At 73.1% G+C, this 16,569-nt stretch carries 11 protein-coding genes; 7 read left to right on the top strand and 4 right to left on the bottom strand.

Annotation, left to right across the window (positions count from 1 at the left end; all coding sequences use genetic code 11):
- Positions 1 to 93 precede the first annotated feature (93 nt).
- Entirely contained in the window at positions 94 to 900 is an 807-nt protein-coding gene (locus OHA72_RS45080) for an SAM-dependent methyltransferase (RefSeq protein WP_327002251.1), read from the bottom strand.
- A gap of 287 nt (positions 901 to 1,187) precedes the next feature.
- Here OHA72_RS45080 and OHA72_RS45075 point away from each other — a divergent pair, with 287 nt between their 5' ends.
- The 4 genes from OHA72_RS45075 to OHA72_RS45060 all read left to right on the top strand — a co-directional run bounded on the left by OHA72_RS45075 (position 1,188) and on the right by OHA72_RS45060 (position 9,346).
- The gene (locus OHA72_RS45075) at positions 1,188 to 3,752 is read left to right on the top strand and encodes an ATP-binding protein (protein WP_327002250.1); all 2,565 of its coding nucleotides are present in this window, start codon (positions 1,188 to 1,190) and stop codon (positions 3,750 to 3,752) included.
- 221 nt (positions 3,753 to 3,973) lie between these two features.
- On the top strand, positions 3,974 to 6,091 hold the full coding sequence (locus tag OHA72_RS45070; protein WP_327002249.1) for an outer membrane protein assembly factor BamB family protein: 2,118 nt from the start codon (positions 3,974 to 3,976) through the stop codon (positions 6,089 to 6,091).
- A 41-nt stretch (positions 6,092 to 6,132) separates the two neighbouring features.
- A complete protein-coding gene (aroQ, locus tag OHA72_RS45065; RefSeq protein WP_327002248.1) occupies positions 6,133 to 6,576 on the top strand; it encodes a type II 3-dehydroquinate dehydratase in 444 nt (147 codons plus the stop codon).
- A 67-nt stretch (positions 6,577 to 6,643) separates the two neighbouring features.
- Positions 6,644 to 9,346 (top strand): TIM barrel protein, encoded by a 2,703-nt coding sequence (locus tag OHA72_RS45060; protein WP_327002247.1) that lies wholly within the window; start codon positions 6,644 to 6,646, stop codon positions 9,344 to 9,346.
- Here OHA72_RS45060 and OHA72_RS45055 read toward each other — a convergent pair.
- From OHA72_RS45055 to OHA72_RS45045, 3 genes are read right to left on the bottom strand one after another with little or no spacing between them, the layout of a single operon-like run.
- A complete protein-coding gene (locus OHA72_RS45055) occupies positions 9,334 to 10,125 on the bottom strand; it encodes a citryl-CoA lyase (RefSeq protein WP_327002246.1) in 792 nt (263 codons plus the stop codon). The two genes, OHA72_RS45060 and OHA72_RS45055, sit on opposite strands and share 13 nt — an antisense overlap.
- The gene (locus OHA72_RS45050; RefSeq protein ID WP_327002245.1) at positions 10,122 to 11,324 is read right to left on the bottom strand and encodes a CaiB/BaiF CoA transferase family protein; all 1,203 of its coding nucleotides are present in this window, start codon (positions 11,322 to 11,324) and stop codon (positions 10,122 to 10,124) included. The genes OHA72_RS45055 and OHA72_RS45050 overlap by 4 nt, the downstream gene beginning before the upstream one ends.
- A gap of 24 nt (positions 11,325 to 11,348) precedes the next feature.
- Entirely contained in the window at positions 11,349 to 12,140 is a 792-nt protein-coding gene (locus tag OHA72_RS45045; protein WP_327002244.1) for an IclR family transcriptional regulator, read from the bottom strand.
- 201 nt (positions 12,141 to 12,341) lie between these two features.
- On the opposite strand from OHA72_RS45045, the gene OHA72_RS45040 reads away from it, so the two are divergent.
- From OHA72_RS45040 to OHA72_RS45030, 3 genes are read left to right on the top strand one after another with little or no spacing between them, the layout of a single operon-like run.
- Entirely contained in the window at positions 12,342 to 13,817 is a 1,476-nt protein-coding gene (locus OHA72_RS45040) for an aldehyde dehydrogenase family protein (protein WP_327002243.1), read from the top strand.
- Positions 13,814 to 14,800: a zinc-dependent alcohol dehydrogenase gene (locus OHA72_RS45035; RefSeq protein ID WP_327002242.1), complete on the top strand. Its 987-nt coding sequence runs from the start codon at positions 13,814 to 13,816 to the stop codon at positions 14,798 to 14,800. Before OHA72_RS45040 ends, OHA72_RS45035 begins: the two co-directional genes overlap by 4 nt.
- On the top strand, positions 14,797 to 16,551 hold the full coding sequence (locus OHA72_RS45030; RefSeq protein WP_327002241.1) for a thiamine pyrophosphate-binding protein: 1,755 nt from the start codon (positions 14,797 to 14,799) through the stop codon (positions 16,549 to 16,551). Before OHA72_RS45035 ends, OHA72_RS45030 begins: the two co-directional genes overlap by 4 nt.
- The last annotated feature ends 18 nt before the right edge of the window (positions 16,552 to 16,569 follow it).

Genomic DNA, 16,569 nt, shown 5'->3' with positions numbered 1-16,569 from the left:
TCAACGCAACGAACGCCTGAGGACCACCAGGTCGCCCGGACGGGTGAACGGCAGGGTCCGTTGCCACGCCGGCAGCGGCACAGCGCTGATGACTCAGCCCGTCGCGGACCAGCCGGCGACGCCACCGACCACTGCGTGCTGCGGAGGATCGTCGGCGTCCTCAGGGTCCGGGTGCCAGTCACTGATCGGCACCAGGCCAGGCTCCAGCAGCTGCCAGCCGGCGAGCAGCTCAGCCACCCGGGCGGGAGAGCGGACATGCAGTGAGGTCGGGGTGCGCTGATACAGCCGCCGCACGTTCTCCTGCCCCGCGGCGTCAGTGGCGGGCGCAGCGTGGGAGACCGCGACGTAGCTTCCTGGCGCGGTGGCGGCGGCGAACTGCTGCAGGATGCCGGCCGGGTCGTCCGCATCGTCGATGAAGTGCAGCACCGCCACCAGCAACACACCGACCGGCTCCGACAGATCGAGCATCCCGGTCACCTCCGGATGGCCCAGGATTGCCTGCGGTTGCCGCAGATCCCCCTTGACGGCGGTCGCGTACCGGTTGTCGGCCAGGATCCTTCGGCTGTGCGCGACGGCGACCGGGTCGATGTCGACGTACACCACCCGCGCGTCCGCGGCCGCGTACTGCGCCACTTCGTGCACGTTGCCCAGCGTCGGGATGCCCGAGCCGATGTCCAGGAACTGCCGCACCCCGCTGCCGGCCAGCCACCGTACGACCCGGCCCAGGAACGCGCGGTTGTCATGCGCCACCTGGGTGACACCCGGCCACGCGCGTCTCGCCTCCTCGGCGAACTGCCGGTCGACCTCGAAGTTGTGGAACCCCCCGAGCGCATAGTCGTAGACCCTCGCCGCGTTCGGTGTGGTGATGTCAACTCCGTCAGGCACCCAGTCGGGCAGCATCGCCGATCCCTCTCCGCCTGCCGCCGAGCCACCGGCGAACGTGCCGCAATGTGCACATGCATTCACGTTAGGTCATCCTGCTGCATCGCTCCACCAGCGGTCCGGTTCGAACGCGACGCCGTACCGGATGCGTGGACGCCGTCGGCAAGGCGGACACCACTGGCCCACATGCCGCCGCGAACAGCCTGATTGGCCGGTCCTGTGTACCGTGAGGCTCCACCACCTCGAGGCATCCGGAGCCACAGTTGTCGGCATTCGCATGGGTTGGCCGCTCGTGGCGGTGGCTGATGCGACACCGCCGTGCGACGGGCTGGACCGCAGCGGCGGTCGCCGGCGGTGGTCTTGCCTGGATGGCCGCGCTCCGGACAGGCCGGGGCCTCCACGTCGGGCACTGGCTCGACCGCGGTGACCAGCTGGCCTCGATCACCGGCGCGGTGATGACCGCCGCGAGCCTGGTCGTGGCCTACCTGGCGTGGCGCCATCCGGGCCGCGGGACGTCCGCTACGGGGCCGGGAGCACGGCCACGGCCGGCCCAGCTTCCCTTGGACGCGGCCGCGTTCACGGGCCGCGCCGCCGAGCTCGAGGCGCTGCTGGCATCGGCGGCGGGCGTCATCGCGATCGACGGTATGGGCGGGATCGGCAAGACGGCGCTGGCGGTCCGCGCCGCGCACCGGATGGCGGGCCGCTACCCGGACGGGCAGCTGTTCATCGACCTGAAGGGTTTCACCGATCAGGAGGACCCGGTCGAGCCGATCGACGCGGTCGGCCGCCTGCTCAACGACCTCGACGTGCCCGCCGAGCAGGTTCCGGCCGATCTCGCCGGGCGGATCGGACTGTGGCGCAGCGTGCTGGCCGGGCGGCGCCTGCTGATCGTGCTGGACAACGCCGCGGCCGCGGAGCAGGTGGCGCCGCTGCTGCCCGGGCACACGGGCTGCCTGGTACTGGTGACCAGCCGCCGTCGCCTGGCCGGGCTGCCGACCACCAGCGCGATCCCGCTGGGCACGCTGCCCGCCGAGGACGCCGCGGACATGTTCCTGCGCATCGTCCGGCCCGGCGCGTCAGCGCTGCCAGCCGACGACGTCACCGAGGTCGTTGCGTTGTGTGCCCGGCTCCCGCTGGCGATCGGCATCGCGGCCGGCGTCCTGCGCTCGCATCCGGCGTGGAGCGTTGCCGACGTGGTGGCCCGGCTGAGGGACCAGCAGGAGCGGCTGGCCGAGCTGGACGACGGAACCCGCAGCGTGCGGGTCGCGCTGGAGACGTCCTACCGGCACCTGGCCGCGGACCTGCAGGACCTCTACCGGTTGCTCGGCCGGCACCCGGGGCCGGACATCGATGCCTTCGTAGCGGCCGCGCTGAGCGGTACGCTGCCCGGCCCGGCCCGGCGCATGCTGGACCGGCTCTTCGACGAGCGGCTGCTGCTGGAGCCGTCCGCCGGCCGCTACGTGTTCCACGACCTGGTCCGCGAGCACGCCGCCGGCGTCGGTGCGACCGAGCCCGAGCCGGCCGGCCGTGCGGCGGACGTCCGGCTGCTGGACTACTTCCGGCACACCGCGCGCGTGGCGGTCGGCGTCGCATACCCCGACGAGCGCGACGATCTTCCCGATGTGCCGGCTCCGGCGACCGCCGCGCCCGACCTGGCCGACCAGTCCCGGGCCACGGTATGGCTCGACCGTGAACTGGCGAACCTCCTGGCGCTGGCGAACAGCGCCGGCCCGGAGCACACGCCGCACCTGACGACCATCCTGCTGCGGCATCTGCAGGTGCGGCGGCGGTACCGCGACGCCCTTGCCCTGCTCGGTCGGGCGTTGATGCTCGCACGCGACGGCGGCGACGCCGCGGCCGAGATGCGGACCCACAACGACATCGGCCGGACCCACCTCGGGCAGTGGACGAACGAGGAGGCCGGCGACGCCTTCGAACGGGCCCTGGACATCGCCCGGACCATCGGCGATCGCCGCGGCGAACTGGCGGCGCTGCACGGCCGCGGCGTCATCCGGGGCCGGCAGCGCAACCCCGACCAGGGCCGCGACGACATCGAGCAGGCCGTGGAGATCGCCCGTGAGGTCGGCGACCGCCGCGGCGAAATGGCCTCGCTGGACGTCCTGGGCGAGATCCACCGGCTGCAAGGGCGGTACGTGACGTCGAGCACCCTGCACCGGCAGGCCCTCGACCTTGCCCGGGCCGTCGGCGACCGGCACGGCGAACGCATCACGCTGGGCAACCTCGGCCAGAACTCCACCCTGCAGGGCCGCTACGACGAGGCCGGCGCGTTCTTCCAGCAGGCCCTCGACCTCGCCCGGGCCGTCGGTGACCGGCACGGCGAGACCTACCCGCTGAACGGCCTGGCCGCCGCCCGGCAGTCGCAGGGACGGTACGAGGAGGCCGGACACCTGCACCGGCAGTCCCTGGACATCGCCCGCGGCCTCGGCTACCGCAACGGCGAGATGGCCGCGCTGATCGGCCTCGGCGAGCTGCACCGGCGGCAGGGCCGGCACCGCCCGGCCGGTGCGTTCTTCCAGCAGGCACTCGACATCGCGCAGGCGATGCACGACCGCAACGGGCGTTTCGAGGCGCACCTCGGGCTCGGGCGCGTCCACCGCGCGGCCGGGCGCCTGGAGTCCGCGCTCGAGCACCATCGCGAGGCTCTGAACCTCGCCGAGGCACTCGGGTTCCCCGGCGACCAGGCCCGCGCCCACGACGGCCTCGCCCACACGCTGCGCGCGCTCCGCCGGCCCGATCGGGCCGGCGAGCACTGGCGGCAGGCGCTCGAGATCCTCACGAGTTCCGACGTCGAGCAGTTCCTGGACGCGGAGACCACCGCCGCCGCCATCCGGATGCAGCTGCGCGGCTGACACCCGTCGGTCGCCGGCCGGGTGCCGGGTTGCGGCCGGAGCCGGTTGGGCGTGGACAAACCTCGCGGGCCGCCATATATTCAGCTCGCTTGGTTGTGGTCCAAACAGTCCGTCTAGTGGACCTCAAGATCGTCAATGTGTTGGACGTCCGTAAGGCCCGCAGCACGGGTGCCCGCCGCACCGTCCAGGCGTCCGACCCCAGCTCTAAGAGGGGAGCAAGGTTGAACCATCAGCAAACCCGCCGGCAGGTGCTCAAGGGTGCGGCGGTGACCGCGGTGGGTTCCGCGCTGGCACAGGCCGCCACCGCCGAGGCCGAGGCGGCGCCCGCCGCCGGTCATGTGCCGGGATCCTGCACCACGCCGCTGGCCAAGGACTTCCCCAAGGTCGGCGGCAACTACGGCAACCAGAACTACTCGGCCCTCACCCGCATCAACAAAGGCAATCTGCGCAGGCTCGGTGCGGCGTGGGTCAACCGCATCGAGGGCGGCCTGACGACCGGCACCAACCAGAGCACCGCCGTCGCCGTCGACGGTGTGCTGTACATCGAGTCCGCCCTCGGCAACGTCCACGCCGTGGACGGCGCGACCGGCGTCACCAGATGGGTCTACCGCCAGACCCGCGGCACGCTGACCCGCCGTGGTGTCGCCGTCGGGCAGGGGCTGGTCTTCACCCACGGCCGGGGCAACTGGCTCATCGCGCTCGACCAGCAGACCGGCGCGGTCGTGTGGGAGCGGCAGATCGGCGAGTACGGCAACATGGAGAAGGTCGCCGTCACCTACCACGACGGTCTGCTGCACGTCGGCACCCACGACGGCGATCGCGGTGCGGCGCTCGCCGTCAACGCCGCCGACGGCGAGGTCGTCTGGCACTTCTGGGGTGCGCCCGGCCCCGGCGAGTTCGGCAACGACACCTGGGAGGGGACCTCCTGGCAGACCGGCGGTGCCACCCCGTGGCTGCACCCGGCGCTCGACCCGGAGCTCGGCCTGGTGTACTGGACGTTCGGCAACGCGCGCGGCAGCCGCTCGTCGCAGGACGGCTCGGAGCGTGGCGGCACGAACCTGTTCTCCAGCTCGATCGTCGCGATGGAGATCAAGACGGGGAAGTACCGCTGGCACTTCCAGTCGGTGCATCACGGCATCTGGGACATGGACAACTCCATGGCCCCGGTCCTGGCCGACGTGCGGATCCGCGGACGGATGCGCAAGGTCGTGGTCTACGGCAGCAAGTCCGGCATGTACCTCATCCTCGACCGCACCGACGGCTCGGCGCCGCTGGGCATCGACGAGGTACCGGTGCCGCAGGACGAGCGGCAGAAGACCTGGCCGACCCAGCCGTTCCCGCGGCAGGGGCCGTGGACCGAGCACAGGGTCGTGGACCAGCCGCTGGGCACCTCCGTCCCCGGTGACCCCAACCGGGCCGTGCCGAACTACGTGCAGGGCAAGCTGTACGACCCGCACTGGGACGTCCCGGTGCTGTCGATCCCCGGCCACGGCGGCGGCGCCTGCTGGAACCATCAGTCCTTCAGCCACAGCACGGGGCTGGTGTACACCGGGTTCGGCTATGTCGCCGCCGCGCACTCGCTGACCGAGGCCAGCAACGGCCTGCGGCCGCCGGGGGAGTACCTGACCGGCGGCGTCGTCGCGGTCGACGTGAGCACGAACCGGGTGCGGTGGAAGCGGCGCATGCCGTACTCCCTCGCGCACGGCAACGGCATCCTCACCACGGGCGCGAACCTCGGGTTCATCGGCCAGCCGGACGGCAACCTGCTGTGCCTCGACGCGGAGAACGGCCGCGAGCTGTGGCGGTTCCAGTGCGGCGCCGCGATCAGCAGCAGCCCCATCATGTACGAGGTCGACGGCGAGCAGTACGTCGCCGTGTACGCCGGCGGCACCGGCATCCCGTACGGCGACTCGGCGCCGCGCGGCGACTTCCTCTGGGCGTTCAAGCTCGGCGGCGACGTGCCGCCGGCGCCGACGCCGCCCGCGCCGGTGGTGCGCCGCCCGGTGTCCGGCGGTCCGGTCGAGGGCAGCACGGTCGGCAACAAAGTGGTGCTCGCCCGCACGTACAACGCCACCACCGGCCAGGTGAGCGCCGTCGAGTCGACCGCGGTCAACGCGATGGCACCCACGCACCTGCGGGTGCCGGTCGGCACGACGGTGACGTTCGTGAACCCGGCGGACAACGTCAACACGCACGGCGCCACGCAGTTCTTCGAAGGGCTGTTCGACTTCCGCCTGGAGCCGGGCCAGTCGGCGACGTACACGTTCCAGCGCCGAGGCGAGTACTTCTTCAACGACTGCTTCAGCCCACGGCCGACCGGAAAGATCGAGGTGTACTGAGAGGGCCCGGCGTGCACGGGCGGCGCGATATGCTGCCGCCCGTGCCGCCGCGCCGCCAGCTGCTCCTGCTCAACGGGCCCAACCTGAACCTGCTCGGGGTCCGCGAGCCGGAGCGCTACGGCACCACCACCCTCGCCGAGATCGAGGAGATGGTGGCCAAGGCCGCCGCCGGGCACGACATCGGCGTGCAGGCCGTGCAGAGCAACCACGAGGGTGTCCTCATCGACACCCTGCACGCGGCCCGCACCACCTGCGCGGGTGTGATCATCAACCCCGGCGGGCTGGCCCACACGTCGGTGTCGCTGCGTGACGCGGTCGCCGCCGTCGCCCGGCCGACCGTCGAGGTGCACCTGACGAACATCCACCGCCGGGAGGAGTTCCGGCACCACTCGTACGTCTCCGGCGTCGCCGACGCCGTGATCGCCGGCGCCGGCCCGGTGGGTTACGTCCTCGCCGTGACCTACCTGGTGCAGCGGCTGGGCTGAGGAACCTTCCGTCGTCGCACCGGTGCGGGTATAAGTAACTATCTAGTGCGTTCAGAAGGGCGCCCGCATGGGTACCATCGACACCCCCACCACCCCGCGCCTGTGCATCGCCACGGTCTGCCTGTCCGGCACGCTGGAGGACAAGCTGGCTGCCGCCGCCGCGGCCCGGTTCCAGGGCGTGGAGCTGTTCGAGCACGACCTCGTCGCCTCACCCTGGTCGCCCGCCCGGGTCCGCCAGGAATGCGAGCGCCGCGGCCTGACCATCGACGTCTACCAGCCGTTCCGCGACGTCGAGGCGGTCCCGCCGGACGTGTTCGCGGCCAACCTGCGCCGGGCCGAACGCGTCCTGGACGTGCTGGAGCAGCTCGGCGCCGGCACCCTGCTCGTCACCTCGACCGTCTCGCCCGACGCGGTCGACGACGACGACCTGGCCGCCGAGCAGCTGTCCGCCCTCGCCGACCGGGCCGAGCGGCGCGGCATCCGCGTCGCCTACGAGGCCCTCGCCTGGGGCCGGTTCGTCGACACCCACGCCCACGCCTGGCGGATCGTCCGCCGCGCCGGCCACGCGGCCCTCGGCCTGTGCGTGGACAGCTTCCACGTGCTGTCCACCGGCGAGGACCCGGCCGCGCTGCGGGTGGTGCCCGGCGACAAGATCTTCCACCTGCAGCTGGCCGACGCGCCGCGGCTCACCATGGACGTCGTGGAGTGGAGCCGTCACCACCGGCTCTTCCCCGGCATGGGCTCGTTCGACCTGGCCGGGCTGGCCGGGCACGTGCTGAGCACCGGCTACACCGGGCCACTGTCGCTGGAGGTGTTCAACGACGTGTACCGCCAGGCCGAGCCCCGCTACGCCGCCATCGATGGCATGCGCTCGCTGCTGGCGCTGCAGGAGGCGGTGGCAACCGGCGGCCCGCCGGCGGTGCGGGAGCGGCTGCGCCTGTCCGGGCTGCCGCCGGCGCCCCGGCTCGGCGGGCACGCGTTCACCGAACTCGCCGTGGACGACGTCTCCGGCCCGGCGGTCGCCGCCACCCTGACCGCGCTCGGCTTCGTCCACGCCGCCCAGCACCGCTCCAAGCCGGTCGAGCTCTGGCAGCACGGCGCGGCCCGGATCCTGCTGAACTCCGGTGCGCAGCGCACCGTCACCCCCGGCACCGCGGCGATCTGCGCGCTGGGCATCCAGAGCGCCGACCCCGCCCGGGCGGCGCAGCGGGCCGAGACGCTGCTCGCCCCGGTGCTGCCACGCCTGTACGCGCCGGGGGAGGCGGAGCTGACCTCGGTGGCCGCCCCCGACGGGATCGCGGTCTTCCTGGTGGACCGGTCCTGGCTCGACGACTTCGTGCCCACCGGGCAGGCCGACGGTGACGACGGGCTCGTCACCGACCACGTGTCACTCACCGAGTCGCTGGACGACTACGACGAGGCCGCCGTCTTCTACCGCACCGTGCTCGGCCTGCGCGACGACGAGACGACCGAGGTCGCAGCCCCCTTCGGCCTGATCCGCACCCGCGTCGTCACCGACGCCGCGCGTCAGGTCCGCATCGCGCTGAACACCGCGCCGCTGCGCCGCGGCGACTGGGCGCCGGCCGTCCCCAGCCCGCAGCACATCGCGTTCGGCACCGCCGACATCATCGCCCGCGCGCGGGCCATGCGGGCGCTCGGCGCCGCGGTGCTGCGCATCCCCGACAACTACTACACCGACCTCGGCGCCCGCCTCGACCTGCGCCCGGAGCTGCTCGACACGCTGCGCGAGCACTCGATCCTCTACGACCGCGACGAGCACGGCGAGTACCTGCACTTCTACACCGAGTTGCTGGGCTCCCGGGTCTTCTTCGCCGTCGTGCAGCGCATCGGTGCCTACGCCGGTTACGGCGACCCCAACGGCGTGCCGGTGCGGATGGCCGCGCACCGCGAGCGGCGCCGGGTCACGCGCAGCGCCGAACGGCACGACTACTCCCTGGCCCACCTGACTGCGCTGAGCCTGTCACCACCCGAGCTCGTCGAGGCCGCCGCCGACGCCGGCTACCGCTACGTCGGGCTGCGCCTGACCCGCGTCACCCCGCAGGAGCCGCACTATCCCCTGGCCACCGACCCGGCCCTGATGCGCAGTACCAAGGCCCGCCTCGCCGCCACCGGCGTCGAGGTGCTCGACATCGAGCTGGCTCGCATCAGCCCGGACAAGACCCCCGGGGACTACCGGCGGTTCCTGGAGGCGGGCGCCGAACTCGGCGCCCGGCACGTCATCACCCAGCTGCCCGACCCCGACCGCGCGCGCAAGATCGACCGGTTCGCGCAGTTGTGCGAGCTGGCCCGCCCCTACGGGCTGACCGTCGACCTGGAGTTCCCGTCCTGGACGGAGACGCCCGACCTGCGGGAGGCGGTGCGGGTCCTGCGGGCGGCGGACCAGCCCAACGCGGGGATCCTGATCGACCTGCTGCACTTCGCCCGGTCCGGGTCCAGCATCGCCGACCTGCGCCAGCTGCCCGCGCACTGGTTCCACTTCGTGCACGTGTGCGACGCACCGGCCGGCGTGCCACCGACGAACGAGGGGCTCATCCACACCGCCCGGTTCGAGCGGCTGTTCCCCGGCGAGGGTGGCATCGACGTGCACGGCATCCTCGACGCGCTGCCGCCCGGGCTGCCCTACACCCTGGAGATCCCGCGGGCCACGCTGGTCGCCCAGGTGGGCGCCAAGGAGCACGCCCGCCAGGCGCTCAGCGCGACCCGCGACTACCTCGACGCCCCGGCGGTCGCCGGGGCTCAGGGCCGGTAGGTGGGGCGGATGTCCGGCGGGATCGGACCCTTGATCCGCCGGCCGCCCTGCATCTCCTCCCAGGCGTGGGCCAGGATGCCGACGCTGCGGGCGATCACGAACAGGCCGCGGGCCAGCGGCGCCGGGAATCCGAGCTCGCCGTAGATGATGGCGGTGGCACCATCGATGTTCATCGGCACCGGGGCGATCGCCGCCTCGACGGCGAGGCCGGCGGCCAGGAAGTCGCCGGCCACGACGCCGTCGGCGACCGCCTGCTCGACGAGCCCGACGAGCGGGTCGCGGCGCGGGTCGCGGGGGTGGAACCGGTGACCGAACCCCGGCAGGTACTTGTCGCGGGCCCGCCACCGCTGGACCACCAGGCGGGTCGCCTCCGCGTGGCCGGTGCCCTCCGCGGCGAGGTCGCGGATCTCGGTGTACAGCTCCAGGCACTGCTGGCCGGCGCCGCCGTGCACGTCGCCCATCACGTTGACCCCGTTGGCGATCGCGTTGTTGAGCCCGACGCCGCACGTCGCGGACATCCGGGCGACGGCGATCGACGGGGCGTGCGGCCCGTGGTCGACGGAGCCGACGAGGGCCGCGTCGAGCAGCTGCGCCTGCCGGGGTGTGGGCAGGGTGCCGTGCAGCATGAGCCAGATCGTGTCGGTGAGCGAGGCGGCGCCGAGCAGGTCCTGGATCGGCCGCCCCCGCAGCTCGATCACGCCGGGCTCGATCCGCGAGACGGAGGTGGCCCACCAGTCGGCGACCCGCTGGCGGACGTCGTCGCTCGATCCCACGGTCATTCAGGCGCTCCTTCGGAGACGAGGCGAGCCGCGCGCCACGACGCGAGCAGCTCGGGGACGGAGGTGTTGTGCTCACCGAGCAACGGCGGCGGGTCCGCGGGGGTGAGCGGCTCACCGTCGAACAGCACCCCGCTGCTCACCACCCGCAGCGGCCGCCCGGATCCGTCGGGGAACGGCAGCTCCTGGATGAAGCCGCGATGACGCAGCTGCTCCAGCTCGACCGCCTGCGGCACGGTGAGGATCCGGGCCGCGGGCACACCGACGGCGGTGAGCACCTGCTCCCACTCCGCGGCCGGGCGCGACCGCAGGGCCTGGTTCAGCTCGTCGTTGAGCGCCGCCCGGTGCGTCTTGCGGCCCTCGCGCTCGGCGAAGCGCACGTCGCTCATCAGGTCGGTGCGGCCGACGGCCCGGCACAGCGACTCGAACTGCTCCTGGCGGTTGGCCGCGATGTTCAGGGGCCCGTCGGCGGTGTCGAACGTGCCCGACGGCGCCGCGGTCGCGTTCTGGTCGCCGGTGGGCTCGGGCGGGACGCCGGCGATGAGGTAGTTGGACACGGTCCAGCCCATCGCGGAGATGGAGGCCTCCAGCATCGACACGTCGAGGTGGCAGCCGGCACCGGTGCGGTGCCGGGACGCGACGGCCGCGGTGATCGCGAGTGCGGCGGCGAGCCCGCCGATCGAGTCGCAGACCGGGAAGCCGACCCGAAGCGGCGCGGTGTCCTGGGTGCCGGTCACGCTCATCATGCCGGACAGGCCCTGGATGATCTGGTCGTATGCGGGTGCCTGGCTCATCGGCCCGGTCTGGCCGAAGCCGGTGATGGAGCACGCGATGAGGGCCGGGTTCAGCGCCTGCAGCCTCGGCCAGTCATAGCCGAGCCGGGCCAGCACGCCGGCCCGGAAGTTCTCCAGCAGCACGTCGGCCGCGGCGATCAGCTCCTCGAAGGCCGCGCGGTCCGCCGCCTCCTTGAGATCCAGCTCGACGGACTTCTTGCCGGCGTTCTGGGCCAGGAACGACGCGCCGATGCCGCGCCGGTTGAGGTCCGGGTCGGACCCCAGCTGGCGCGCGAGGTCACCGCGTCCCGGCACCTCGACCTTGACCACCTCGGCGCCCAGCAGCATGAGCTGATAGCTGCAGTACGGGCCGGCAAGGACGTTGGTCAGGTCGAGGACTCGGATACCGGCCAGCGGTCGCTCGTGCATGCGGGTGCTCCTTCGCGGGGAGGTTCAGAGGGAGCTGCCCAGCGGGTGGTCGAAGCCGCGCTCCGACATGCGCTGGGCGACGTCCTTGAGGTCGGCGGCGAACTCGGCGATGCGTTCGTCGGTGAAGCGCAGCGTGGGCCCGCTGAGGGACAGCGCGGCCACGACGGCGCCGGAGCGGGAGAAGATCGGCACGGCGACCGCGGACAGCCCGTCCTCGCGCTCGCCGTGGCTGACGGCGTAGCCGTGGTGCGTGGCCTCGTCGATCCACTCCTGCAGGCGTTTGCTGTGCGTCTCGCCGTACGGCGAGCTCTTGGCGACGCGCACCAGACGGCTGGGCGTGGCGTTGCGCAGCAGCACCTTGGCCGACGCCCCCGCCCACAGCGGCAGCTCGTCGCCGATGTGCACCACGTGGCGCAGCGGTTGCGGGCTCTCCTGCTGCGCGACGCAGACCCGGTAGATGTCGCGGGCGACGTACACGTTGACGGTCTCGCGGCGCCGGGCGGCCAGGTCACGCATCATCCGCTGGGTCTCCGGCGGCAGCTCCCAGCTGCGGCGGGCCAGGTGGGCCCAGCGCCACAGCCCCGGGCCGGCCATGTATCCGGCCGCGGTGCCCCACAGCAGGCCGCACTGCTCCAGGGTCTGGACCAGCCGGATGACGGTGGTCTTGGCCAGTCCGGTGCCCTCCACGATGTCACGGATCGAGACCAGCGGCCGGTCCTCCGTGAGCAGCGTGAGGATGTCCAGTGCCCGCTGGACGCTGCGCACGCCGTGCGATTCGCCGTCGGCCGCGGGTTCGGCGTCGCGCGGCTCCGTCATTGCCTTCACCATGTGTCTCCATCACCTCGGCGCCTTGCGGCTGCCGCTGGACGCCGATTGTCGCGCGCTCATTGGGTTTCACGCGCTCGTAACTTTTGCGACTCGGGCTCTTGCCAGCGGCGGCCAGCCGCCCGTACGTTACACCCAGTCCGCATAGTGGTCCAGACGTACTGCCAAGCGGTATAGCTTCCAGGAGCGAACATGTTGAACGCGATCCTCGAATCGCCCGGGGACGAACCGGCGCCCGCCCCTGCCTTCCTGGCAGGGGAGTGGCGCACGGACGGCCGGCAGGCCGATCGGATCGGCCCGTACGTCCGCCGCGCGGTCAGCCGGGCGGCCGTCAGCGACGACAAGATCGTCCACGGTGCGGTTCAATACGCCCACAATCAGGCCCGGGCGGTGGCCGCGCTCGCCCCGGCCACCCGCGCCACGATCCTGGAGCGCGCCGCCGAGCTCGCCATCCGCCACCGCGACCCGATCGCCCGGCTCATCGCCCTGGAGCTCGGCAAACCGGTCAAGGACGGCCGCGGCGAACTCGACCGCGTCGCCGACACCTTCGCCGTCTGCGCCGCCGAGACCCGCCGCATCGGCGGGGACCTGCTCCCGGTCGCCGGCTGGGCCCGCGGCATCGGCAACACCGCCCTGACCTACCGCGCACCGGCCGGCGTGGCCCTGGCCATCACCCCGTTCAACGCCCCGGCCAACCTCCTCGCCCACAAACTCGGCGCCTCCTTCGCCGCGGGCAACACGACCATCGTGAAGGCGCCGCCGCAGGCGCCGGCCGTCTCCGCCGCGGTCGTCGCGCTGCTGCTGGAGGCCGGCGCGCCGGTCGAGGCGGTGCAGCTGCACGGCGGCGGCGCCGTCGGGGCCGCGCTGTGCGCCGCGCCCGAGATCAGCGTCATCAGCTTCACCGGCAGCGCCGAGACCGGCGCCGCGGTGGCCCGGGCCGCCGGCGCCAAACGGCTCGTCCTGGAGCTCGGTGGCAACGCGGCGACGATCGTCTGCGAGGACGCGGACATCGCCCAGGCCGCGGCAGTCTGCGCGCGCACCGGCTACACCAACTCCGGGCAGAGCTGCATCTCGGTGCAGCGGGTGTACGTCCACCGGTCCCGCTTCGACGAGTTCGTCACGGCCTTCGGCACGCAGGTCGCCGCCCTGCGCGTCGGCGACCCGCTCGACCCGGCCACCGACGTCGGATCGATGGTCGACGACGAAGCCGCCGAGCGGGTCGTCGCCTGGAGCGCCGAAGCCGCCGCCGGAGGCGCCCGGATCGCGCTCGGCGGCACCCGCGACGGCGCGACCGTCGCCCCGACGGTCATCGTCGACCCGCCCGCCGATGCGAACGTCGTGACCCGCGAGGTGTTCGGCGCGCTCGTGGCGGTGCTGCCCTACGACGACTTCGACGCCGTCCTCGCATCCTGCAACCGCAGCCGGTACGGGCTGCAGGCCGGACTGTTCACCCACGACATCGGGCGGATCATCACGGCCTGGCGGGACCTGGAGGTCGGCGGGCTCGTCGTCAACGGCTCCTCCAACTTCCGGCTCGACCACGTGCCGTTCGGCGGGGTCAAGGACTCCGGCTTCGGCCGTGAGTCGCCCGCCTGCATGATCGAGGACTACACGGTGGTCAAGACGCTGCTGCTGCGCGGCCTGTCGATCTGGGGCACCGGCGCATGAGGGCCGCCGTCCTCACCGGACCCGGCGCCGTCGAGGTCGCCGCCGACTGGCCCGAGCCCGAGTGCGGGCCGGACGACGTCGTCGTCGCCGTCCGCGCCGTCGGCGTGTGCGGCTCCGACCTCGCCGTCGTGGACGGCAAACGGGCCGTGCCCTGGCTGCCCTGGGCGCTCGGCCACGAGGCGATCGGCGACGTCGTGCGCGTCGGCGGCAACGTCGCGCCGGGCCGGCTCGGCGAGCGTGTCGCCGTCGAACCCAACTTCCCGTGCCTGGCCTGCCCCGCCTGCGACGCCGGCCGGACCGCGGTCTGCCCCAAACGGCGCATCCTCGGCATCAACGAGCCCGGCGCGCTGCGCGAGCGGGTCAGCGTGCCGGCCCGGTTCGCCTGGACCGCCCCGGCCGGTCTCGCCGACGAGGACCTGGTGTGCGTGGAGCCGCTCGCCGTCGCCCTGGCCGCGGTCGCCCGGGCCGGCCTCACCGCCGGCGAGCACTGCCTCGTCGTCGGCGCCGGCGCGCAGGGCCTGCTCATCTGCCTGGCCGCGCAGGCGCTCGGCGCGGTCCCGTTCGTCGTCGACCCGCACGAGGGGCGGCTCGCCACCGCCGCCGACCTCGGCGCCCCCGCCATGCCCGAGGGCATGGACTTCCCGGTCGTGTTCGAGACCTCGGGGGTGCCGGTCGCGCTGGAGACGGCGGTCGAGCGGTGCGGCCCCGACGGCCGGGTCGTGCTCATCGGACAGAGCGCCGCACCGGCCCGGCTGTCGACGTTCACCGTGGTACAGCGGCGGCTGACCCTGCTCGGCTGCCTCATCTACGACCACCCGGCCGACTTCGCCGCCGCCATCGCCCGGGCCGCGCAGCTGCGACCCGGTCGCATCCTGCGCGGCCGGTACCCGCTCGCGCGGGCCGGGGAGGCGTTCGCGCAGGCCCGGGAGCTGCCCGGCAAGACCTGGATCACGTTCGAGCACCTGGAGGAACCGCCGCGATGAGCGCCGAGCCGACGACCCGGACCGCTGCCGAAGCCCTCGTGGAGCAGCTGGAGTCATACGGGGTCGAATACATTTTCGGTACCTGCGGGCACACGAACATCGCGCTGCTCGACGCGATCGGCCGCAGCCGCATCGACTTCGTCATCGCGAGGCACGAGCAGGCCGCCGCGCACGCCGCCGACGGCTACGCCCGCGCGTCCGGCAAGGTCGGCGTGCTGCTCGTGCACGTCGGCCCCGGCATGATGAACGCGGTCACCGGCGCCGCCACCGCCGCGCTGGACTCGGTGCCGCTGGTCACCATCGCCGGGGACGTGCCGTCCTACATGTACGGCCGCCACCCGCACCAGGAGGTCAACCTCCACGCCGACGCGGACCAGACCGCCATCTACAGGCCGTTCGTGAAGCGGGCCTGGCACGTGCACCGGGTCGAGGACCTGGCCCGCTTCACCGAGCGGGCGTTCTGGACCGCGACCTCCGGCCGGCCCGGCGCCGTGCTGCTCAACGTCCCCATGGACCTGTTCTCCCGCCCGCTGCCGGCCGGCCGGGCGGCCGCCTACCCGTTGCCCGCGGTCACCAGCGCGCCGGCCCTGACCGCCGCTGACGCCGAGCGGGCCGCCGAGCTGCTGGCCACGGCGGAGCGGCCGCTGGTCTACCTCGGCGGCGGCCTCGGCCCCGGCGACGGGCGCAAAGCCCTGCTGTCGCTCGTCGAGCACCTCGACATCCCCGTCGCGCACTCGCTGATGGCCAAGGGCGCGCTGCCCGACCAGCACCCCCTCGTCATGGGCATGACCGGCTTCTGGGGCCTCGAGGTCACCAACACCTACGCCCTCGAGGCCGACGTCGTCCTGGCCATCGGCACCCGCTTCGCCGAGACCGACGCCAGCTCCTGGAATCCCGCCTACACCTGGCGGGTGCCGCCGACGAAACTCATCCAGATCGACATCGACCCGGCCGAGATCGGCCGGAACTACCCCGTCGAGCTCGGCATCGTCGCCGACGCCACCCACGCCGTGCGCGCCATCGACGAGGCCGTGCGCCGATCCGCACCGCAGGCGGTGCGCCGCCCGGCCCTGCGCGACCAGATCCGGGCCGCCCGCACCGCACTGTTCGACGGCAGCACCGAACGCGGCCGCAGCGGGCAGTTCCCGCTGCGACCCGAACGGATCCTGCTCGACCTGCGCGAGACCCTGCCACCCGACACGATCCTGGTGACCGACGTCGGCTGGAACAAGAACGGCGTCGCGCAGTGCTACCCGCTGCCGCCGGAAGGCCGGTTCATCGCCCCCGGCGGCGCGTCCACGATGGGCTTCGGCCCCGCCGCCGCGCTCGGCGTGCAGCTCGCGCTGCCCGACCGGGTCGTCGTAGCGCTCGTCGGTGACGGCGGCATGAGCGCGCAGCTGCCGGCGCTGCCGATGGCGGTCGAACGGGGCCTGCCGGTCCTGTTCGTCGTCATGAACAACCGCGCCCACGGCACCATCGCCGACCTGCAGCAGGCCAACTACGGCCAGACCTACGGCTGCACCTTCACCGACCCCGACGGCCGCCCGTACAGCCCCGACTTCGCCGCGCTGGGCAGGGCCTGCGGCGCGGACGGGTACCTCATCGAACGCGTCGAGGACCTGCGCGACGCGCTCCTGACCGCCCACCGTCGCCGCCGACCGGCCGTGCTGGACGTCGCGATGGTCAACGAGCCCGTGCCGACCCCTGGGCACTGGAACATCAAGGACATCTACCACGGTGTCTTCGACTGAACGCCCTGCACACCCCGT

Source organism: Dactylosporangium sp. NBC_01737 (assembly GCF_035963215.1).
In the GTDB taxonomy this organism is placed as follows: Bacteria; Actinomycetota; Actinomycetes; order Mycobacteriales; family Micromonosporaceae; genus Dactylosporangium.
The sequence above is the reverse complement of the archived record's forward strand: the minus strand, read 5'-3'. Positions and strand labels throughout refer to the sequence as shown.